General features: G+C 51.0%; 20 protein-coding genes. 10 read left to right on the top strand and 10 right to left on the bottom strand.

Annotated elements, in window-relative coordinates; all coding sequences use genetic code 11:
• The first annotated feature begins 180 nt into the window (after positions 1 to 180).
• The 3 genes from Q399_RS0103655 (at position 181) to Q399_RS0103645 (ending at position 3,011) form a co-directional block, all read left to right on the top strand.
• Positions 181 to 432 carry a DUF1289 domain-containing protein gene (locus Q399_RS0103655; protein ID WP_031565634.1) on the top strand — a complete coding sequence of 84 codons (252 nt, stop codon included), beginning with the start codon at positions 181 to 183 and terminating at the stop codon, positions 430 to 432.
• Positions 433 to 509: 77 nt separating this feature from the next.
• Complete coding sequence (locus tag Q399_RS0103650) at positions 510 to 2,057, top strand: cation:proton antiporter family protein (protein WP_245612817.1); 1,548 nt, start codon at positions 510 to 512, stop codon at positions 2,055 to 2,057.
• Positions 2,058 to 2,285: 228 nt separating this feature from the next.
• A complete protein-coding gene (locus Q399_RS0103645; protein WP_031565630.1) occupies positions 2,286 to 3,011 on the top strand; it encodes a polysaccharide deacetylase family protein in 726 nt (241 codons plus the stop codon).
• 27 nt (positions 3,012 to 3,038) lie between these two features.
• Here the strand turns inward: Q399_RS0103645 and pcp are convergent, their stop codons facing one another.
• From pcp to pxpA, 4 genes are read right to left on the bottom strand one after another with little or no spacing between them, the layout of a single operon-like run.
• The gene (pcp, locus tag Q399_RS0103640; RefSeq protein ID WP_031565628.1) at positions 3,039 to 3,689 is read right to left on the bottom strand and encodes a pyroglutamyl-peptidase I; all 651 of its coding nucleotides are present in this window, start codon (positions 3,687 to 3,689) and stop codon (positions 3,039 to 3,041) included.
• Between the two features lie 15 nt (positions 3,690 to 3,704).
• Positions 3,705 to 4,649, bottom strand: a complete 945-nt coding sequence (locus tag Q399_RS0103635; RefSeq protein WP_031565625.1) for a DUF979 domain-containing protein — start codon at positions 4,647 to 4,649, stop codon at positions 3,705 to 3,707.
• Entirely contained in the window at positions 4,643 to 5,362 is a 720-nt protein-coding gene (locus Q399_RS0103630; RefSeq protein ID WP_031565623.1) for a DUF969 domain-containing protein, read from the bottom strand. Before Q399_RS0103630 ends, Q399_RS0103635 begins: the two co-directional genes overlap by 7 nt.
• Positions 5,359 to 6,111, bottom strand: a complete 753-nt coding sequence (gene pxpA / locus Q399_RS0103625; protein WP_031565621.1) for a 5-oxoprolinase subunit PxpA — start codon at positions 6,109 to 6,111, stop codon at positions 5,359 to 5,361. Before pxpA ends, Q399_RS0103630 begins: the two co-directional genes overlap by 4 nt.
• Positions 6,112 to 6,248: 137 nt before the next feature.
• On the opposite strand from pxpA, the gene Q399_RS0103615 reads away from it, so the two are divergent.
• The 7 genes from Q399_RS0103615 to Q399_RS0103585 all read left to right on the top strand — a co-directional run bounded on the left by Q399_RS0103615 (position 6,249) and on the right by Q399_RS0103585 (position 15,556).
• Positions 6,249 to 6,734 (top strand): GNAT family N-acetyltransferase, encoded by a 486-nt coding sequence (locus tag Q399_RS0103615; RefSeq protein WP_031565619.1) that lies wholly within the window; start codon positions 6,249 to 6,251, stop codon positions 6,732 to 6,734.
• Positions 6,735 to 6,941: 207 nt separating this feature from the next.
• Entirely contained in the window at positions 6,942 to 8,252 is a 1,311-nt protein-coding gene (gene tig, locus Q399_RS0103610; RefSeq protein WP_031565617.1) for a trigger factor, read from the top strand.
• 110 nt (positions 8,253 to 8,362) lie between these two features.
• Positions 8,363 to 8,968: an ATP-dependent Clp endopeptidase proteolytic subunit ClpP gene (gene clpP, locus Q399_RS0103605; protein ID WP_037045517.1), complete on the top strand. Its 606-nt coding sequence runs from the start codon at positions 8,363 to 8,365 to the stop codon at positions 8,966 to 8,968.
• A 70-nt stretch (positions 8,969 to 9,038) separates the two neighbouring features.
• Positions 9,039 to 10,316, top strand: coding sequence for an ATP-dependent protease ATP-binding subunit ClpX (clpX, locus tag Q399_RS0103600; RefSeq protein ID WP_031565613.1), 1,278 nt, complete (start codon positions 9,039 to 9,041; stop codon positions 10,314 to 10,316).
• 248 nt (positions 10,317 to 10,564) lie between these two features.
• Entirely contained in the window at positions 10,565 to 12,961 is a 2,397-nt protein-coding gene (gene lon, locus Q399_RS0103595; protein WP_031565611.1) for an endopeptidase La, read from the top strand.
• Between the two features lie 210 nt (positions 12,962 to 13,171).
• The gene (gene hupB / locus Q399_RS0103590; protein WP_031565609.1) at positions 13,172 to 13,444 is read left to right on the top strand and encodes a nucleoid-associated protein HU-beta; all 273 of its coding nucleotides are present in this window, start codon (positions 13,172 to 13,174) and stop codon (positions 13,442 to 13,444) included.
• Positions 13,445 to 13,633: 189 nt separating this feature from the next.
• On the top strand, positions 13,634 to 15,556 hold the full coding sequence (locus tag Q399_RS0103585) for a SurA N-terminal domain-containing protein (RefSeq protein ID WP_031565607.1): 1,923 nt from the start codon (positions 13,634 to 13,636) through the stop codon (positions 15,554 to 15,556).
• A 101-nt stretch (positions 15,557 to 15,657) separates the two neighbouring features.
• Here Q399_RS0103585 and Q399_RS0103580 read toward each other — a convergent pair whose 3' ends face one another.
• Genes Q399_RS0103580 through pspF form a run of 6 tightly spaced genes read right to left on the bottom strand, consistent with a single transcriptional unit; the run spans position 15,658 to position 22,029 of the window.
• The gene (locus tag Q399_RS0103580) at positions 15,658 to 16,425 is read right to left on the bottom strand and encodes an ATP-binding cassette domain-containing protein (RefSeq protein ID WP_031565606.1); all 768 of its coding nucleotides are present in this window, start codon (positions 16,423 to 16,425) and stop codon (positions 15,658 to 15,660) included.
• Positions 16,418 to 17,419 carry a peptide ABC transporter ATP-binding protein gene (locus Q399_RS0103575; RefSeq protein ID WP_031565604.1) on the bottom strand — a complete coding sequence of 334 codons (1,002 nt, stop codon included), beginning with the start codon at positions 17,417 to 17,419 and terminating at the stop codon, positions 16,418 to 16,420. The genes Q399_RS0103580 and Q399_RS0103575 overlap by 8 nt, the downstream gene beginning before the upstream one ends.
• A complete protein-coding gene (locus Q399_RS0103570) occupies positions 17,419 to 18,312 on the bottom strand; it encodes an ABC transporter permease subunit (protein ID WP_031565602.1) in 894 nt (297 codons plus the stop codon). The genes Q399_RS0103575 and Q399_RS0103570 overlap by 1 nt, the downstream gene beginning before the upstream one ends.
• Positions 18,312 to 19,331: an ABC transporter permease gene (locus Q399_RS0103565; protein WP_031565599.1), complete on the bottom strand. Its 1,020-nt coding sequence runs from the start codon at positions 19,329 to 19,331 to the stop codon at positions 18,312 to 18,314. The genes Q399_RS0103570 and Q399_RS0103565 overlap by 1 nt, the downstream gene beginning before the upstream one ends.
• Positions 19,328 to 20,938: an ABC transporter substrate-binding protein gene (locus Q399_RS0103560; RefSeq protein WP_031565597.1), complete on the bottom strand. Its 1,611-nt coding sequence runs from the start codon at positions 20,936 to 20,938 to the stop codon at positions 19,328 to 19,330. Before Q399_RS0103560 ends, Q399_RS0103565 begins: the two co-directional genes overlap by 4 nt.
• Positions 20,935 to 22,029, bottom strand: coding sequence for a phage shock protein operon transcriptional activator (gene pspF, locus Q399_RS0103555; protein ID WP_031565595.1), 1,095 nt, complete (start codon positions 22,027 to 22,029; stop codon positions 20,935 to 20,937). The genes Q399_RS0103560 and pspF overlap by 4 nt, the downstream gene beginning before the upstream one ends.
• Positions 22,030 to 22,082 lie beyond the last annotated feature (53 nt).

Genomic DNA, 22,082 nt, shown 5'->3' with positions numbered 1-22,082 from the left:
TCAGAATGTAAGAGGAGGCCCTGGAACCTGCGCCTGTCAGGCGCTGCTCAGCGACAAACGTCAGCCCTTTGCTGCTTCGGGTACAGCGCAAAAAGGCTTAAACCATACTGAACAGGCTTTGAACTGGGCCAACCGCGGAAAATTTTGGCATACTTGCAGGCAAACCTGCCGGAGGCCCTGATGGATTCACCTTGTGTTGCATGCTGCAAACTGAATAACGATAAAATTTGTACCGGCTGCTATCGTCATATTGAAGAAATTGTCGACTGGAACAAAAGGACGGATGCTGAGCAACAGCAAATTCTTGAACGCTGTGCGGCACGGCGGCAGCATGTGGATGCAGAGCAAAGCCCAGCCACCGCCATCACGTCACAGGAGTGGCAACAAGCTAAACAAGCACTGGCGCTGAAAAAGCAAAGCCGGCTCAGTTGATTTGGCGCAATAGCACGGCTTGTTGGTACAGACGCAGGCTGTCAAACTAAAAGAATAACTGCAACAAGGAGATAGCGTTGATTTTAGAAGCAGTCTGGATTGGGTTTGCCTTCAGCCTCGGGATGTTGGTGCGGCTGTGTGGATTGCCGCCGCTGATTGGTTATCTGGCCGCAGGCTTCGCCATCACTGCCAGTACTGAAACCCTACAATTACCGCAAGGCAACGCCATTATTGAACATGTGGCACATTTAGGCGTGTTGCTGCTGCTATTTACTGTGGGCCTCAAACTCAATGTGCGCAGTTTACTCAAACCTGAAGTGCTTGGCGGCAGTTTGCTACATTTTGCCATTTCGGCCTTATTGTATGCCCCGGTCATTTGGCTGGCTGTTGATATCAGTTGGTTTTATGCGCTGATGCTGGGTGCAGCCCTGGCATTTTCCTCAACGGTATTAGCCGCCAAAGTGCTGGAAGGCAAACGCGAGATCCGCGCCTTTCATGGTCGGGTGGCGGTCGGCATTCTGGTCGTGCAGGACTTGATTGCGATGGCGATGTTAAGTTTTTCCAGTGGTGTGACACCGTCTTATTGGGCTCTGGCAGTTCTGGCGGTACCACTAATGCGGCCATTGTTGTTTAAGTTATTGGATTTAACCGGCCATGACGATCTGCAAATCCTGTTCGGCGTGCTGCTTGCTGTGGTGTTGGGCGGCATGGGTTTTCATGCGGTGGGGCTCAGTTCAGAGCTCGGTGCTCTGGTGTTTGGCGCAATGCTTGCCAAGCATCCGAGAGCCGGTGAATTATCCAAAACACTGTGGAGTTTAAAGGAGTTTTTCCTGGTCGGTTTTTTCCTGCAGATTGGTTTAGGTGGCTTGCCGGACTTATCGGCCTGGTGGTTTGCTGTGGTGATGTCGGCGTTGTTACCGCTCAAAGCTGCGTTATTTTTTACGCTGTTAGTGCTGTTTAAATTACGTGCCCGCAGTGCCTTTTTGTCGGGCCTGACGCTGAGTAATTACAGCGAGTTTGCCCTGATTGTTGCCAGCGTGGCAATGCCGCAGTTCTTAATTCCGCTTGCTTTGACAGTAGCCTTGTCTTTTGTTATTTCGGCACCACTCAACCGCTATGCGCACCCATTGTACGAAAGGTTGGCGCACCGTCTGATCCCGCTGGAACGCAACATTCATCACCCGGATGAACAGCCGGTCACGCTGGGCGATGCAGAAGTGATGATTATGGGCATGGGCCGCACCGGTGGGGCAGCTTACGATTATCTGAAGCATAAAACCCATCTGGTCGGGCTCGATTCTGACCCGGCGCGGGTGCGGCAATATCAGGAACGCGGTGACAATGTGTTGTTTGCCGACGCGGAAGACCAGGTGTTCTGGCAAGGGCTGGATTTAGGCCGGATTAAAGCGGTGATCCTGTGTTTAAGCGACAGTGAAGCCAAGTTAATCGCAACACAGAAATTACGAGCCTCAGGCTTTGCCGGCCTGATTGTGTCGCATTCGATGCAGCAGGATGAGGCAAGTAAAGTGATGGCGGCCGGGGCAGACCATACGTATCTGACGATGTCTGAAGCCGGTTTGGGTCTTGCCGAACGGGTACGTCAGCACATCAGTTTGCCGGGATGAGTTAAACGCCCAAGGCGACATCTGTCAATTTTTTATACAGATGCGCCGCAGACATTCAACAACATCTTCGCTGTGACGCGCCGGGCTGGTTGAAACACACCAGTCAGGGGCAGTGTTAGCGCTTTTCCCTTTGTGTGGCACAACTTATGCTTAAGTTTACCCCCAATTTCTGGCGGATAAGCCGCACACAACAACAAGAAGTCCGCGCAGGACACAGAGGGAACGGGCATGCGTGTGCAAACCCACTTTATGTTTTTTTTGGTGCTGGTGCTGTTCAGCGTTGCCGGTATCTGGCGCCTGAGCGCCATGCCGGATTTCCAGCTGTTTGGCGAGCTGAAACACCGGGCGGAAATTAACGACAAATGGATAGCCCTGACCTTCGATGATGGCCCGACGCCGGACAAAACCGAACAAATCCTGCAAATTCTGCAAACTGAACAAGTCCCGGCAACATTCTTTCTGACCGGCAAGGAAGTTGCGCAGCACCCTGACTTAGTGGGGAAAATTCTTGCCGCTGGCCATCAGGTCGGCAACCATAGCTACCACCACCAACGGCTGATTTTTAAGACGCCTGGCTACATCAGTCGCGAATTAGAACAAACCGACGAATTACTCCGTCAGCAAGGGGTTGATGGCGTGATTTATTTCCGCCCGCCTTATGGCAAAAAACTGCTGATATTACCCTGGTATCTGATGAAACATCATAGGGTCAGTGTGACCTGGGATGTGGCGCCGGAGAACTTCCCGAAAATTGCCAAAGATCCGCAGGCGTTGGCAGATCACACGGTCAAACATACCAGAGCTGGTTCTATTATCCTGCTGCATGTGATGTACGACAGCAGGGCGGCAACCATGCAGGCGGTGCCGGAGATTATCCGCCGGTTAAAAGCGCAGGGTTACCGTTTTGTCACAGTGCATGAACTGCTGAAAAAAGAGCAGGCTGAGCGTGGCTGATCACAGCTGAGTATTTAAAAAGTCCGGCTAATCAAGCGTACCCGCTGAGGCTTTGATGTCTGTTTGATATTGCTGACAGCACAGGACCAACTGTCGCAAGCCTGCTACGACTGTGGCAATGGTCATACTGGCAGTATCCGGTTTGGCGGCAGCCTGCTCCGGCGAAAATGGAATATGGATAAAGCCGCCGCGACATGGCTGATCTGGCCGGGCTGCGAGGCTGTGCAGCAACTGGTACATCAGCGCATTGCAGACATAAGTGCCGGCAGTATAAGAAATTTGTGCCGGGATACCGTTTTGCTGTAGTTGCGCACGAATTGCTTTGAGTGGCAAATTGCTAAAATAAGCGGCCGGTCCTCCGCTGACAACAGCTTCACCGCTGGGTTGCCAGCCGCTGTTATCGGCTATACGTGCTTCCAACAGATTGATAGCTACCTGTTCCAGACATATTGCTGTGCGCCCGCCGGCTTGCCCGACGCACAACACCAGATCTGGCTGTAATTGGCTGATGGCGTCATTTAGTAACTCGGCGCTGCGTTTAAACTCCACCGGCAGGATCCGCGCCTGCCAGCTGACTCCCGCGGGTGCATTTTGACTGCAAAGCTGCAGCACGGCTTCCGCGCTTGGGTTACTGCTCTCGCCGCCAAAAGGCTCAAAACCGGTAAATAACACTTTCATCGCTACACTCTTCAATTAAAACGCCAGCTGGTCCAGCAGCACGATATTCACCAACAGCAGCAGCAAAGCGGTTGGCGCCTGTGCTTTAATCACCGCATGCTGATCTTTTAGCCCCAATAATGCCACCGGCACTATATTAAAATTCGCTGCCATCGGCGTCAGTAAAGTGCCGCAATAGCCACAGAACATACCTATCGCCGCCATCACCGCCGGATTGGCGTTGTACTGCATAATGAGCAGTGGGATACCAAGCCCGGCGGTAATCACCGGAAAAGCGGCAAAGGCGTTGCCCATGATCACGGTAAAACCAGCCATTGCCAGCGCGTAGGCTGCAACTGCTGCGAGCCGGCTGTCGAGTTGCAGATAATCATTGCTGAGCGTGGCAATGATTTGCCCTACGCCAGCCTGATTGAACAGCAGGCCCAGGGTCGCCAGCAGATGCGGCAACAAAAAAGCCCAGCCGATGGCTTCGAGTAAACGTTTGGCTTCAAGCCCACCCTGACGCGGTGATTCCCGTGTCAGGTAACAGGCGATAGCAAACGCCAGTATGCAGGCGACACCAAGGCTCAGTAAGGTCAGGTTTTTCGGATCAAACCAATGTAAACCAGGCATTTGCCCCATCATCAGCACCAACACTAAGGTAAAACCCGGGATCGCCAGCGCCGGAATAAACAGCTTTTTGCCAAGACGCTGCAAAGAGTGTTGTTGCTGAGCTTCAGACAGCGGCTGATAGGGGCCGGCAGCCAGACCACCCAAACCGGCCAGCAGCGCCATGCCGATGACCAGAGCGCCGACTACGGCGGTTGGTAGCCAATCACCGACGATAAAAATTGCTGCGTAACAGAGCCAGAATAAACCACTGCGAAAGCGGCGAGGGTGGGCCTGGTCCAATAAAGTCAGCACTGCTACCAGCGTCATAATGGCGCCAACCAGCCAGTACAAATGTGTCAGCGTTAACATGCTGGTGGCTCCGGATTGCGCTGCACGCTTTTTGACAGTCTTGCCTGTTCAGCCGCCAGAACATGGTCGAGCCGGTGCAGGCGCACGGCGTGGATTAAAAAGGCTGCAATCGCTGTTGGAATGCCCCAAAGCGCAATATGCATCGGGTCGGTTTCAATGCCGGATTCGCGCAAAAAAGTGTGCATCAGCACTATGGCACCAAAGGCGACAAACACATCTTCGCCAAAAAACAGACCGATGTTATCAGTTGCCGCCGCCATGGCTTTGACTTTGTCCCGCAGCGTCTGCGACAACCCCGGATGCTGCCGCTCTGCCAGCGCTTCCGCCATCGGCGCTACCAGGGGGCGCACCATTTGCGGATGACCACCCAGGCTGGTTAAACCCAAAGCGGCGCTGCCTTCACGCGCCAGCAAATAAATACTGAGCAGCCGGCCAACCGTGGCGCCTTTGACACCCGCGATAAATCGCTGCGCCTGTTGTTTCAGACCATGCCGCTCCAGCAGACCAATAATGGCAAGTGGTAACAGCAGGATCACCGGCAAAGTGCGGGTTTTCAGGAAACTTTCACCCAGTGCGCTCAGTAACTGCAGCGGTGGCATCCACGCGCACAGCCCGGTGACAATACCCGCGCAAATCACCACCAGTACGGCATTAAAGCGCAGGACAAAACCAATGATCACCACAGCGATCCCTAATAGCGGCCAGTAGTTCATTCGGCGCTCCCGATAAAAGGTCGGATGCTGACACCGGCTTGTTGCAAAGCAGCGCTGAGTTCGTGCACCAGTTGCAGCGCTTCAGGGCTGTCGCCGTGCACACATAAACTGTCGGCCTGAAAGCTAATCTCTTGCTGGTCGATACTGATGACAGTGCCAGTGCTGATCAGCCGCAGGCTTTGCGTCAGTGCGGCCTGATGATCGAGCACAGCGCCCGTTTGACTGCGGGGCACCAGCTGCCCGATCGCTGTGTAAGCCCGGTCGGCAAAGGCTTCATGAAATACCGCGATACCGGCAGCTTTGCCAAGCTCAGACAGCGCACTGTCCGGTAAGGTAAGCACGGCGACATCCGGATGTTGTGTTTTGATGAGGTCAACGATAAGCCCTGCTAAATCGTGGTCTACAGCCGCCTTGTTATATAAAGCACCATGCGGTTTGATGTAGCTCATCCTGACACCGGCTCTTTCCGCTAACTCCTTAAAATACTTGAGTTGTTGCTGCAGGCTTTGAGTCAGCGCTGCCGGATCAAGGTTCAGCGGCAGGCGGCCAAAGTTGGCCCGGTCCGGGTAAGAAGGATGAGCGCCAACACAGACCTGATGTTGTTTACAGGCTAAAAGTGCAGCCAGAATATCCTCTTCAGTCCCGGCATGGGTACCACAGCTGATGTTGGCCGAAGACAGCAGCGGGATAATCGCCAAATCGTCACCGCAGCCCTCGCCAAGATCTGCGTTTAAATCAATATGCTTCATCAGATCACCGTCTGTTCAATTGCAGACTGCACCTTAACAGGCGCGGCTTTTTGCTGTAAAGCTGGCCGCCATTGTAGCATATCGATACACTGGACCGGCCCCAGCGGGGCGGAGCAGTTGTAAAAACAGGAGTGTATATGGCTGAATTATCTGGGGAATTAAGCTTTGGTCCCGTGTTAAAACAAGAGCTTGCGGCCGTTGCAGCGCTTGAGGAAGCGGCATTCCCACCTCCGGTTTATCCGGTATTTTTTTTCCGCCAGGCTTATGACTTATGGCCACAGCTATTTTGGGTGGCGCGGCGGGGCGACGAAATTCTGGCTTATCTGATTTGTGGCCCCGAGCTATCCAACCGGCAACGGCTTAGCCTGATGTCGTTTGCTGTGGACCCGAAGACCCAAGGTCAGGGCATCGGCAAAGCTCTATTACAGGCTTTTATGCAGCAACTTCCTGAGATTGCGCCAGATGTAAGTCAGCTTTGGCTAACGGCAGATCCGGACAACGCAGCGGCGCTGCGCCTGTACCAGCAACATGGATTTGTGCAAACTGCTGAAGAACCTGATTATTATGGCAGCGGTTATCGGCGCCTGGTTCTGACGGCACAAACAGGTGGAAAAAATTGCTGAAAATCACTCTGCTTTTTGTCAAAAACTAAGCGCTAAGCCGCGTCAATACTGGGGGTTCATCAAAAGCTCGACGCCTCGGAAAACCCCCGCTATAATGCCGCGTCCTATTAAACGTTCAGTCTGGCTGCCATCGCTTTTAACGCAACAGAGCCAGGCACAGGTAAGCCGGCGTATCGCTACGCCCGATTTTGATTTTGAGGTAACAAAATGCAAGTTTCTGTTGAAACCACTCAGGGTTTAGAGCGCCGCGTCAATATTACAGTTCCGGCTGCTGCTATCAGTACTGAAGTCGAGAAAGAATTACGCCAAATTGCTAAAAATCGTCGCGTTGACGGTTTCCGTCCAGGTAAAGCGCCTGTATCAATCATCAAAAAAATGTTCGGTCTGTCAGTGTTGCAAGATGTTGCTTCACGTCAGATGCAAAACCACTTCTACCAAGCCATCGTCAGCAACAAGCTGAACCTGGCAGGTAACCCGACATTCGCACCAGGTCAACTGGCTGAAGGTCAGGACCTGTCATTCACCGCTACTTTTGAAGTGTATCCTGAAGTTGCGCTGACTGGTCTGGAAAAAGTTGAAGTAACCAAGCCAGTGGTTGAAATCGTTGCTGAAGACATGGCAAAAATGATTGAAACCCTGCGTAAGCAACACGCTACCTGGGCTGCTAAAGCCGATGCAGCTGCTGCTGGTGACCGCGTCAATATGGACTTCACTGGTTCAATCGATGGCGAAGAATTTGAAGGCGGTAAAGCTGCCGGCTTTACGCTGGAATTAGGCCAGGGCCGCATGATTCCTGGTTTTGAAGACGGTATCATCGGTAAAAAAGCCGGCGAGCAGTTCACTATCGATGTGACTTTCCCAGCCGAATACCACGCTGAAAACCTGAAAGGCAAAGCCGCACAGTTCGCCATCACACTGAACAGCGTTGAAACCCAAGTGCTGCCAGAAGTGAACGAAGAATTCGTGAAACTGTTTGGCCTGGCAGAAAACACTGTTGAAGCGCTGCATACTGAAGTGCGCAAAAACATGGAACGCGAGCTGAACCAAGCCATCAAAGGCAAGGTAAAAGAGCAAGTGATCAAAGGCTTACTGGCAAACCACGAGCTGGAAGTGCCGCAAGCGCTGATCGACAGCGAAGTTGAAGTACTGCGCCGTCAGGCTCTGCAACGTTTTGGTCAGAACATGAACGCGAAAAACCTGCCGGAATTACCAGCAGCGCTGTTCACTGAACAAGCCCGTGACCGCGTCAAAGTGGGTCTGTTATTGGGTGAAGTGATCAAAACCAACAACCTGCAGGTTGACGATTCACGCGTTCAGGCATTGATCGAAACTGTCGCATCTGCTTATGAAGATCCAAAAGAAGTCGTTGCCTACTACAACAGCAACAAAGAGCTGCTGCAAGGTATGCGCAACGTCGCGCTGGAAGAGCAGGCGATTGATCTGGTACTGGCCAAAGCCAAAGTTACAGATCAACCAGCTAAGTTCGACGAAATTATGAATCCGGCTGCTGCGAACTAAGATTGACTTTAGTCCGGTCGACAGCTTTAATGGCCTGAGCAGCAGTGTTCAGGCCATTTTCATTTGTGCTGCCGCATTTCAGGGAATCAGTTATGGTGTCAACACCTCATATGAATGAATTAGTTAACGCGTTAGTCCCCATCGTCATCGAGCAAACCGCCAAAGGCGAACGTTCTTTTGATATTTACTCCCGTCTGCTCAAAGAGCGGGTTATTTTTCTGACCGGCCAGGTCGAAGACCACATGGCCAATCTGATTGTGGCGCAGTTACTGTTTCTCGAATCAGAAAACCCGGAAAAAGACATCTACATTTATATCAATTCTCCAGGCGGTTCTGTCACTGCTGGCCTCGCCATTTATGACACTATGCGGTATATCAAATGTGATATCGCTACGGTGTGTGTTGGTCAGGCCGCCAGTATGGGTGCGTTCCTGTTGTCTGGTGGTACCAAAGGCAAACGTTATGTACTGCCGAATGCCCGCGTGATGATCCACCAGCCGTTAGGCGGTTTCCAGGGCCAGGCCACTGATTTTGAAATCCATGCCCGAGAGATTCTGACGATCAAAGAAAAACTGAATCGTCTGATGGCCGAGCACTGTGGCAAAACTCTGGAAGAAGTGGTGCGCGACACTGAGCGCGATAACTTCTTAAGCGCGCAACAAGCGGTGGATTATGGTCTGGTGGACCAAATTCTGACCAAGCGCGAAGCCAAATAAGCCTGCCAGGCGGCAGTGAATTTAAAAAGTGACGGCAGTGCCGTCACTTTAGCAAGAATGAGGTAGTTCCATGTCTGATCGCACTGACGGCGAGAAGAGCAGCAAGTTGCTGTATTGCTCTTTCTGTGGCAAATCACAGCACGAAGTGCGTAAGTTAATCGCAGGTCCACAGGTCTATATCTGTGACGAATGCGTTGACCTATGCAATGACATTATCCGCGAAGAAATCAAAGATATTTCGCCAAAACGTGATGGCAATAAACTGCCAACGCCGCGGGAGATCCGTACTCACCTGGACGATTACGTCATAGGTCAGGAGCACGCAAAGAAAGTGCTGGCGGTTGCCGTTTACAATCACTACAAACGCCTGCGCACCGTTGGTCAGAAACAGGATGTTGAGCTCGGTAAGTCAAACATTCTGCTGATTGGTCCAACCGGTAGCGGTAAAACCCTGCTAGCTGAAACGCTGGCCCGTTTACTCGATGTGCCATTTACCATGGCAGATGCCACCACCTTAACTGAAGCCGGTTATGTCGGTGAAGACGTGGAAAATATCATCCAGAAGCTGCTGCAAAAATGCGACTACGATGTCGAAAAAGCGCAGCGGGGAATTGTTTACATTGATGAGATCGACAAGATTTCACGTAAATCTGAAAACCCGTCAATCACGCGTGACGTGTCAGGTGAAGGGGTGCAGCAGGCGCTGCTGAAACTGATTGAAGGCACCGTTGCGTCAGTGCCGCCACAAGGCGGCCGCAAACATCCACAGCAGGAGTTTCTGCAGGTTGATACCTCGAAAATTCTGTTTATCTGTGGCGGCGCTTTTGCCGGGCTTGATAAAATCATTGAACAGCGCAGTGCCAAGGGCTCGAGTATTGGTTTTGGCGCTCAGGTCAAAAGCAAAGAATCGAGCCGCAGCCTGACTGAAAGTTTCCGCGACGTTGAACCGGAAGATTTAGTGAAATTCGGGTTAATCCCTGAATTCATCGGTCGTCTGCCGGTCGTTGCTACGCTGACTGAACTGGATTTGGCCGCGCTGATGCAAATTCTGAGTCAGCCGAAAAACGCACTGATTAAACAATTTGGTGCGCTATTCCAGATGGAAGGGGTAGAACTGGAGTTTCGTGAAGATGCACTCAAAGCCATCGCGCAAAAAGCGATGGAACGCAAAACCGGCGCCCGCGGTTTGCGTTCTATAGTTGAAGGCGTGCTGCTCGATACCATGTACGAGCTGCCATCAATGCAGGATGTGGCCAAAGTTGTGGTTGATGAAACCGTTATTCGCGGTGAGTCGCAACCGATTCTGATGTATCAGAGTCCGGAAAAAGTTGCGGCCGAATCGCATTGATACTGAGTATCGCCAGCTGCTGTGAACATCAGCAATTGTGGGTTAAAAAGGAGCTTCGGCTCCTTTTTTGCTTTAAAAGCAGTTGTCGAATCGAAATCTGGTTTAATCCACCATATTCAACGCTTTGCTGCAGCTTTAACCAATGAACTCACCTTTTGGCATTTTTTTTTCGATGGCGTTGAACTGAAGCTTTTGAACCCCATATACTCGTTAATCACGCCTGCAGTAACTAATTCGAGAGTAATTTAATGACAGAAGCAACAGTCGAACGTTTGCATATGCCTGTGTTGGCATTACGCGACGTGGTCGTCTATCCGCACATGGTGATCCCATTATTCGTCGGGCGGGCAAAGTCCATCAAATGCCTGGATGCGGCGATGGACAAAGACAAACAAATTTTTCTGGTGGCGCAAAAAGACGCCACGCTGGACGACCCGGCTGAATCAGACTTATATCAGGTCGGCACTGTGGCGACTATCCTGCAGCTGCTGAAGTTACCGGATGGTACGGTCAAGGTGCTGGTCGAAGGTGGTCGCCGCGCCAAACTGGCTGGTTTTACTGAAACCGACAAAACCTTTATGGCTTATGTCGATGTGATCGCATCGCCAGAACTCGACAGCCGCGAGCAGGAAGTATTCCTGCGCTCTGCGGTCAATCAGTTCGAAGGTTATATCAAGCTCAATAAAAAAATTCCGCCAGAAGTACTGACGGCCTTGTCTGGTATCGACGACGCCGCGCGTCTGGCTGATACGATGGCGGCGCACATGCCGCTCAAAGTCGAAGATAAGCAAAAAGTGCTGGAGATCATCGACGTCACTGAACGGCTTGAATACCTGATGGCGATGATGGAATCGGAGATCGACATACTGCAAGTTGAGCGGCGTATCCGCAGTCGCGTTAAAAAGCAGATGGAGAAAAGCCAGCGTGAGTATTATCTGAACGAACAGATGAAAGCCATCCAGCGCGAGCTGGGGGAGCTCGACGATGCGCCGGACGAATTTGAAGCCATCAACCGCAAAATTGAAGCGGCGCAAATGCCAACGGAAGCCAAAGACAAAGCCAGTGCTGAACTGTCGAAGCTGAAGATGATGTCGCCGATGTCGGCGGAAGCCACAGTCGTGCGCTCCTACATCGACTGGCTGACACAAGTGCCGTGGAAAGCCCGTTCTAAAGTGAAAAAGAATCTGGCGCTGGCCGAAGAAATTCTCAATGCGGACCATTATGGCCTCGATAAGGTCAAAGAACGCATCCTGGAATATCTGGCAGTACAGCAACGCGTCAATAAATTAAAAGGCCCGATTTTATGTCTGGTTGGCCCGCCGGGTGTAGGTAAAACCTCTTTGGGTCAGTCGGTTGCCAAAGCCACCGGCCGTAAGTATGTGCGGATGGCATTGGGCGGCGTACGGGATGAAGCCGAAATCCGTGGCCATCGTCGCACTTACATCGGTTCGATGCCGGGTAAAATTATCCAGAAAATGGCCAAGGTCGGCGTGCGTAACCCGCTGTTCTTGCTCGATGAAATCGACAAAATGGCGTCAGATTTCCGTGGTGACCCGGCGGCAGCATTATTAGAAGTGCTGGATCCAGAACAGAACTCAGCATTCAGCGACCATTATCTGGAAGTTGACTACGACCTGTCGGACGTGATGTTTTTTGCCACCAGTAACAGTCTGAACATTCCGGAAGCCTTATTAGACCGGATGGAAGTGATTCGGCTGTCTGGCTACACCGAAGATGAAAAACTCAATATTGCCAAGCAGCATCTGCTCAGCAAACAAATTGAGCGCAATGGTCTGAAAAAAGGTGAGCTGGAAGTTGAAGACAGCGCCATTATCGGCATTATCCGTTATTACACCCGTGAAGCGGGCGTGCGTAGTCTTGAGCGCGAAATCTCTAAACTGTGTCGTAAAGCAGTGAAACAGATTTTGTTAAACAAAACACTGAAGACGGTGCGGATCAATCAGGAAAACCTGGAAGAATTCCTTGGCGTACAACGATTTGACTACGGCAAGGCCGAAGATAGCAACCGGATTGGTCAGGTCACTGGCCTCGCCTGGACTTCCGTTGGTGGTGATTTGCTGACGATTGAAGCGGCCGCAGTAGTGGGCAAAGGCAAGCTGACGCATACCGGGTCGCTCGGTGATGTGATGAAAGAATCCATTCAGGCGGCGATGACAGTGGTGCGTAGCCGGGCTGAGACGTTACGCATCAACGAAGATTTTTACGAAAAACGCGATATTCATATCCACGTGCCGGAAGGCGCCACTCCAAAAGATGGCCCAAGCGCCGGTATTGCAATGGTGACTGCACTGGTGTCGAGCTTAACCGGTAATCCGGTACGGGCTGATGTCGCCATGACTGGTGAAATCACCTTACGCGGTGAAGTGTTGCCGATTGGTGGCCTGAAAGAGAAGCTGCTGGCGGCGCATCGTGGCGGTATAAAACGGGTATTGATCCCACATGACAACGTGCGTGACTTAAAAGACATTCCGGAAAACGTCAAAGGCGATATCGAAATTTGTCCGGTGAAATGGATAGATGAGGTGTTGGAACTGGCCTTACAGGAGCCGCCAACCGGTATGTCTGTGATCACTGAAGAAAAAAAGAGCACAAGAGCCAAAAAAAGCCAAAAAAATCCGGTTTAGGGGCTTTTCAAAAGCTCAGGCTGTGCTAATTTAGGGGCAGTTTCGGTGCAGCCCTTGTCGGACAAGGGCTGGCGAGACACCAAGAATTTTTCAGGACCCTTGGATTTGTGCTTGCAAGCGGGAAACCAGCTTGATATAACAAAGGCCGAACACAAGAATGTACTTTAAATCTGGTTGTAGAAAATAATAACAATTGAAGGGGATGATATTGTGAACAAGTCTCAACTTATCGACAAAATTGCTGCTGGTGCAGACATTTCTAAAGCGGCAGCGGGTCGTTCTCTTGACGCGTTCATCGAAGCCGTTACTGAAGCTTTAAAGGAAGGTGACTCAGTTGCGCTGGTTGGTTTCGGTACTTTCGCAGTACGCGAGCGTGCAGCACGTACTGGCCGTAACCCACAAACTGGCGAAACGATCCAAATCGCTTCTGCGAAGATCCCATCTTTCAAGCCAGGCAAAGCGTTAAAAGACAGCGTGAACTAAGAAACGCTGATCCGGCGCGCCGGGTAAGTGATTCGGGCTCGAAGGAACCCGTGCCTGTAGTAAGTCTCGTAAAGTGACAATCAGCTAGGGTAGTAACAGTTCCTTCACAGCTTCAATAAAAAAGGCGCATCTGATAAGATGCGCTTTTTTTTTAAGCCAGCTATTGCAGCTAATAGAGATAAACTAAGCATGTTAGAAAAGATCAGAGAAGGTTCGCAGGGCATTATCGCTCAGGTCGTGCTGGGCCTCGTAATCCTGACGTTTGCAGTATCAGGCGTCAGCAGCTATTTCGGAAATAGCACCGACCAGCCAGTAGCCGTGGTCAATGGTGAAGAAATTACCCGCGCCAAATTTGAACAGAGTTATCAGAGCGAACGCGCCCGGATGGAGCAGCAGTTTGGTGAGATGTTCGCCAGTCTGGCCGCCGATAGCAACTACATGAATAACTTCCGTAATCAGGTATTAGAACGCCTGATTGACGAAACGCTGATTAAACAACAAACGGCCAACTTTGGCATCGCCATCAGCGATCAGTTTTTACTTGACGCTATCGTCAAAATGCCTGAGTTTCAAGTCGATGGTGTTTACAACAAAGAACGTTATCAGGCGGTTTTACGCCAGAGTAATCTGACTGCAAACCAGCTGCGTGATATGTTGCGTGAGCAATACAGCCGTAACCAGCTACTGGTTGGTTTAGCCGGTTCGGATTTTGCCCTGCCGGGTGAAATGAAAAATCTGATGACGCTGCAACAACAAACCCGTGATATCGAATTCGCTTTAGTCAAAGCAGCAGATCAGGCTAAAAACGTTAAATTCGATGATAACCAGCTCAATACCTGGTACCAACAGAATCAGGCACGTTATGCCACGCCAGAGCAGGTTGCTGTGCAATATGTCGAGCTCAAAGCTGCTGATTTAGCGAAGGACATCCAGGTCAGCGATGCTGACGTGAAAGCCTATTATGATGCGAATCAGAGCCGTTATCAGGGCGAAGAACGCCGCCGTGTGTCGCATATTCTGCTGGAATCTGCTGAAGAAAACTCAGAGGTGAAAGCGAAGGCCGAAGCGCTCCTGAAGGAAGTGCAGGGCGGAGCTGATTTTGCTGCACTGGCCAAACAACACTCCTCAGACACAGTGTCAGCGGAAAATGGCGGTGATTTGGATTTCATCACTAAAGGTGTGATGGAGCCAGAGTTCGAAGCAGCTGCCTATGCGCTGGCAAAAGCCGGTGATGTTTCTGGCGTCGTGAAAACTTCTTTTGGTTATCACATCATTAAGCTGACTGAAATTGAAGCCGCGAAAGTCAAAACGCTGGATGAAGTGAAAGATAGTATTGTGGCCGTGGTGAAAACCGAAAAATCAGCAGAGAAATTTGCTGAGTTGCAGCAAAAGCTGGCCGAAGTCAGTTTCGAAGTTGCTGACAATCTGGAAGAAGCTGCCACAGCCGTTGGTGCGAAAGTGCAGAATGCAGCACTGTTCAGCCGGGCCACAGCTCCGGAAGCGTTAAATGCACCGAAAGTGCTGGATACTGTGTTTAATGCAGAGTTCATCAGCGCCGGTACCAACAGTGAAGTACTGGAAGTCTCTCCACAGCATGTAGTTGTAGCTCGTCTGGTTGAGCATCAGCCGGCGAAAAACAAATCTTTTGATGAAGTCAAAACGGAAGTACAAACGGCTTATGTCGCAGAGCAAGCCGCAATTCTGGCAGAAGAAAAAGCCAACTTGCTGCTGAGCGAACTGCAAGGCGGTAAAGCGATTAGCGAGCTGGTGGCTGCAAATCAGCTGACGCTGGAAAAATCAGTGGCAACGCCGCGTTTTGGCGGCAGTCTGGACGCGCAAATACGCACTAAAGCGTTCGAACTGGCCAAGCCGACCAAAGACAAGCCAGTCACTTCCGGTAGCGTGAAGCTGCAAAGTGGTGACGCTGCTATTGTATTGGTCAGTAAAGTGACCGAGGTACCGGCACAAGGCGAACCATCACAAGCCGAGCTGGACAATCTGGCGAATCAGTTGAGTCAGTCACACTTTGCAATAGTGCAGAAAGCACTGCGCGACCGTGCCGAGATCAGCCGCAACCTGTCCGTGTTGACCGCAGCGACGGAACAACAATAAGTCAGTTTGTTGTAGTAGCGCGAAACAAAAAGCCAGCATCCGCTGGCTTTTTTCATGGCATTAGACACTATGCATAAGCAAAGCGTGCTGTGCGTTCGACGCTAGTATTGCGCACTGCCGATCAGTTTACGGCTGAAATCATGTTTGGGTTGCAGGAAGACTTCTGCGGTCGGACCATATTCGAGCACCTGGCCCTGGTGCAGCACCATGGTCTGATCGGCAAAATGTCGTACCAGTCGTAACTGGTTGGTGATTAATAAATAAGCGATGCCGGTTTTTTGCTGGAGCTCCAGTAACAAATTGACGATTTGAGCACGCAGTGACGGATCTAACGCCGTCAGCGCTTCATCCAGGATCAGCACTTTAGGGTCCAGGATCAACGCGCGCGCGAGCGCCACCCGCTGCAGCTGGCCGCCGGAAAACATGTGCGGATAGTAGTTGGCATGTTCGTTCAATAAGCCAAGCAAGCGTAAGGTTAAACTGATTTTTTGCTCACGCTGCTGAGCACTTAATACAGTGCTGTAACGTAGCACCGCGTGCAGGATCTCAGCTATTTTCTGATTTGGATTTAGCGAGCGGGCGGCATCCTGAAAGATGTAGCGGATGAATTGATTGGTTTTGCGATATTCACTGCAATTAATTTGATTACCGGCATAGAGAATTTCGCCTTGATCCGGCTGTTCAATACCCACTAATAATTTAGCCAGTGTACTTTTGCCAGAGCCGGTCTCACCGACAACAGCCAAAGTCTCGCCAGCTTGTAATGTAAAACTGACCTGTTGCAAGGCGATGATTTCTTTGTGTTTAAACAGGCCGGTTGCTTTGCGGTAAGTTTTACCGAGATTGCGGACTTCAATCAGATCACTCATCAGCGCCCCCCCGGTGAATTGGAAAATGACAGCTGTAGAAGTGGTTTTGTTGCCGTTCCAGTTGAGGCGTTTTCACACACTCCCGACGGGCGTTGGGACAACGCGGCCCTAAGCGACAACCAATCGGTAGATGTTGCAGCGTGGGAATGCTGCCGTGTAAGGCATACAGCTGTTGTTTAAAGCCTAAATCAGGCTGAAATTCCGGCACGCTGCGGATCAGTGCATCGGTATAGGGATGGCGTGGATTCTTCAGCAATTCGGCAGTTTCACCGGCTTCAACAAGCTGACCGCAATACAACACACTGACGGTGTCAGTATTTTTTGCGACGGTCTCAAGCTCATGGCTGATCAGTAAAATAGATGTGCCTTTGAGCTGATTAAAACTTGCCAGCAAGCGAAACAGCTGCGCCTGCGTGGTACTTTCCAATGCGGTCGTCGGTTCATCGGCTATTAATAACTTCGGATCTTTGGCAATCGCCATTGCAATAGAAATTTTCTGGCAAACACCTTCTGACAGCTGATATGGATAACTGTGGAGCACTGCCTGATGGTCGCGGATCCCGACTTTATGCAGCAAATTAATCGCTCTTTTGCGACGGAAAAAACCTTTCTGCCACCAGGACACCCCTTCCAGCCGGTGATCCGGGATGGATTCGGCCAATTGCTCACCAACAGGCGCCGTCGGGTCCATGCTGCGGCTTGGTTCCTGATAAATCATCGCTATATCACGGCTGATGATTTCCCGCTGGCGTTGATAGGGCAGACGCAATAAATCTTCGCCACACCAGCTGAAGCGGTCAGCCGAGATGTGCCAGCGCTGATGCAGCACGCCCATAATGGCTTTGGCAATCAGACTTTTGCCTGAGCCGGATTCACCGACTAAGCCCCGGATCTCGCCTTCTCGTAGCGATAAGTTGACCCGGTCAACTGCCCGCACAATGCCATCGGGGGTCTCCAGTTCCAGCGTCAGATTGCGGATATCTAATAACTGCATCAGTTTTCCCGCCGCTTTTTCATCGCGTTACGCAAGCCATCGCCGACCAGATTTACTGACAACACTGTGATAAAAATCAATAAACCTGGTAACGCCACTGTCCAGGGGGCCAGATAAATAGAATCCAACGCATCCGCCACCATGCTGCCCCATTCCGGCGTTGGTGCCTGTGCGCCCAGACCCAAAAAGCCCAAAGCAGCAATATCCAGAATTGCAGTTGACAGCGCCATCGTAAACAACAAAGACAGTGGCTCCCATAAGTTTGGCAACACCACAGACCATAGAATTTGCCAGTTATTGGCGCCATCCAGCCGGTAGGCTACGACATAATCCTGCTTTAACTGTTGTTGTATGGCATTGCCGACACCATGGATAAACTGTGGCAGTAACGCCAGCAAAATAGCCCAGATGGTATTGAGCAAGCCCGGTCCTAATACTGCAACAATCACAATGGCGAGCAACAGGCTTGGGATAGTTAAAGCTAAATCCAGTAAGTGGTTGAAGATACTCGACTGTATCCCTCTGGTCATGCCAGCCAGGATGCCGAGAGCAAGCCCTATCAACATAGCGCCGCTGACCGCCAGGATCGCCAGCCCAAAGCTATAGCTGGTGCCCAGCATCAGTCGTGACATCAGGTCGCGACCTAAGTCGTCAGTGCCAAAGGGATAGGCCACCAGACCAGTGCCTTGCCAGGATGGCTGCAATAATAAAATTTCTGAGTTTTGCAGATAAGGGTCGTGCGGGCTGACAAAAGGGCTTAACACCGCCAGCAACAACAGGATGGACAAGATCACCAGCCCAAACAGAGCAAAATGCTGAGTAATAAAGTGCCGCCACAGCAGCTGATACGGCCTTTTATTATATTCTTCGTAGTACAAGCGCAATTTTTTCATCAGAGTTTCCGCGCCAGTGGGTTAAACAGCGTATGCAGAATTTCGGTCAGCATATTCACACAAATCACCAGACTTGAAACCACCAGTAAACCGGCCTGAATTGCCGGATAATTGCGCTGATAAATGCTGTCAATCAGCCATTGACCAATGCCGGGCCAGGAAAAAATCACCTCGGTTAACATCGCGAGCGTGATCAGCGTACTAAATTGCAGCCCGACCTGACGGGTGACCGGCAACAAGGCATTGCGCAAACCATGCCGGTATAATACCTGGCTTCGGGACAAGCCCTTGGCCCGCGCGGTTTTGATGTAGTTTTGCTCCAGCACTTCCAGCATCGACGTCCGGACAAAACGAATCATCACGTTTGTCGGATACACGGCAAGAATAAACGTCGGCATGGCCAGATGCTGCAATGCACTGTAAGCTGCGGCGCTGCGCGAGACATGCTCGGCCAGCAGAATATCGACAAATATGAAACCAGTCTGGCTTGGGACTTCAAACAGCACGCCGAGCCGGCCTGAAGTGGGCAACCAGCCGAGCTGTAGCGAAAACAGCATAATGCAGATCAACGCCAGCCAGAATACCGGCATCGAATAACCAACCAGCGCGATGCCGGAAATACAGCGGTCCAGCAGGCTGTCTTTTTTCACTGCCGCCAATAATCCCAGCGGAATGCCGGCGAATAAACTCAGGCACAGCGCATAAGCCGCCAGTTCCAGCGTGGCGGGCAACACCTGCATAATCTCAGCTAATACAGGTTGCTGACTGGCGAAAGATAAGCCCCAGTCACCGGCCAATAAGCGCCTGTTATAGGCGATGTATTGCTGCCACAAACTATGGTCCAGCGCCAGCATTTGCTGTAACTGCTGATGTTTTTGCGGGGATATATCCCGCATGCCGGTCAGGTTACTGACTAAATCACCGGGAAACAGGTAATTAAGGCTGAACACAAAGACCGTCAGGGCAACAAAAACAAACCCAAGCAGGAATAATCTGCGCGCCAGGTAGCGTAAAATCATGGTGTTTTCCCGGCGTTGACCAAACTAATACCGCCATAAGGGTTAATAGTCACCCCCTGCACACTGCTGTTCTTCACTTGAAAGCGTTTCGAATGTGCAATCGGCATCAACGGCATTTGCTGCTGCAGATATTGTTGGGCAGCCAGATAATAACTGCGCCGCTGCGCGACATCAGTCGTCTGTACGGCGCCGGAAATAAACTGGTCGAACTGCTCATCACACCAGTTAGCTCTGTTACTGCCGGAGACGGCTGCTGCACAACTGAGTAAAGGCCGCAGGAAATTATCCGGGTCAGCATTGTCGGCTGACCAGCCAATTAACACAGAATCATGCTCGCCCTGGCGCAATTTACGCCGGAAGGTATTCCATTCATAAGAGACAATCCGTGCCTTGACGCCGATAGCCCGCAGGTCGGCCTGGATCAGTTCTGCCATTTTTTGCGCATTGGGGTTATACAGACGTTGTACCGGCATCGCCCAGATATCGATGCTAAACCCATCCGGGTAACCGGCCTGAGTCAGTAACTCTTTCGCTTTGACCGGATCAAAAGATTGCACCAGATTTTGTTTGCGGTAGGCCCATGAGTTAGGTGGCAACACTGAAGTCGCTTCTTCGGCCTGACCAAAATAAACCGCCTGTAAAATATTAGGTTTATTGATTGCAAGGGCCAGAGCCTGACGTACTTCAACCCGGTCAAACGGCGGTTTTTGCGTATTAAAAGCCCAGAACGCCACATTCATACTGGTTTGTTGCTCAACTTTAAAGTCCGGCCGGTTTGAAAACATCTGTAATTCAGCCAACCGGGGAATAGGCGCAATATCACATTCCCGGGTCAGCAATTTGGCCAGTCGTTTGGTGTTGTCCGGAACTATATCTATCACTAGCTGCTGAATATCACCGTGTTGTCGCCAGTAGTTGTCATGCCGGTAATAACGGATCAATACATCTTTCTGATATTGGCGAAACTTAAACGGACCAGTGCCGACCGGTTGGATATCCAGCAAGGGTTTTTGCTGCTGGGCAACGAGTTGTGCACCATATTCAGCCGACAGAATCGCAGCAAAGTCGGTCGCCAGCACAGATAAAAAAGAGCTGTCAGGTTGATTGAGTTTGAATTCAACTTCGTCAGAACTGAGTGCTGTGATGCTTTTCACCCGATGGCGCCATTCGATGCTGTCGAAATAGGGATATTCGGTTGCTGTTTGAAAAAACGGGTGTTCGACCTGTAGCATGCGGTTAAAAGTAAAGACCACATCTTCGGCAGTCAGATAACGGCTTGGGGTAAAGTAATCGGTCTGATGAAAGCTGACATTCGGGCGTAACTTAAAACGGTAAGTTAAACCGTCAGGACTGATGTGCCATTGTTGTGCCAGTGCCGGTAACAGGTCGCCGCTATTAGCATCAATATCCAGCAGCCGGTCGTACAAATGCTGACTGATGGCATCAATGGTCGTACCGGAAGTCACCAGCTGTGGATTAAAGCTCTCAGGTGAGCCTTCGGCACAGTACACCAGGCCCTGACCGCTGTTTGCCACGGTGGCCGGTTGACACCCGGTTAACCACAGTACCAGACTCAGGCTACCAAAACGGCAATAAGAAAAATTCATTGTTGGCTGTCTAACAGTTTGTATTTTTTCATATATCCACGTAGTTGATGATACGTCAGATTCAGTGCATCCGCAGTCTTTTTCTGATTGTACTGACAAGCAGCGAGGGCCTGTTTAATCAGAGTCACTTCATAGTGTTCGGACAGCAGTTTAAAATCCTGCACCTGACTGAAATCAAACTGCAGAGCACCGGGAGCAGTTGGTGCTGCGGCTGTTGCGGCAATACCAGGCTGCATAGCCGAGGGTATCGCTTGTGGCGCAACCGCCGCAGGCTGCCGGTCTATCGTGCGTACTCTGGCTTGCGGCCGGAATGGTGAGGCGAAAGGGTCAAACAAAATATCATGTACCGGGACATAAGGATTGTTGGTGCGGTAGACACTGCGCTCCACCACGTTTTTCAGTTCACGCACGTTACCCGGCCAATCATAATCCAGCAGCTGACGTTTAGCTTTTTCGCTGAAGCCGCTGAACAACTCGAAATTCAGTTCCCGCGCCATGTTAATGGCAAAGTGTTCAGCAAGCTGCATAATATCTTCGCGCCGCTCGCGCATCGGCGGTAGGGTGATGACGTCAAATGCCAGCCGGTCTAATAAATCGGCACGGAACTCGCCGCGCTCCGCCATGCCAGGTAAATCTTCGTTGGTGGCACAAACCAGCCGGACATCAACTTTAATAGGCCGGCTGCCGCCAACGCGTTCGAATTCACCGTATTCAATGACTCTGAGCAGTTTTTCCTGCACCAGCCCTGGTGTGTTAGCTAATTCGTCCAGAAACAGCGTGCCGAAGTTAGCCCGTTCAAAGCGGCCTTCATGACGTTTGCTGGCACCGGTAAAAGCGCCGGCTTCATGACCAAACAGTTCACTTTCCAGCAAATTTTCATTTAATGAAGCACAGTTTAATGTCAGGTAAGTCTGATCCCAACGCTGTGACAGATAATGTAAACGTGCGGCAATCAGCTCTTTACCGGTGCCGCGCTCACCAATAATTAACACGGGCTTATTCAGCGGCGCTATTTGTGACACCTGATCCAAAACGTTGAGAAAACTGTTAGATTGGCCAATCAGATTGTCTTGTTGAAAAGCTCTTGCCATATCGCTGCCATTAAGTGGTTAAATTTGCTAATAAGTAGTCTATTTGAAAGTTG

The organism is Rheinheimera texasensis DSM 17496, assembly GCF_000711985.1.
Classification (GTDB): Bacteria; Pseudomonadota; Gammaproteobacteria; order Enterobacterales; family Alteromonadaceae; genus Pararheinheimera; species Pararheinheimera texasensis.
This window is presented reverse-complemented; position numbering and strand designations above follow the sequence as displayed.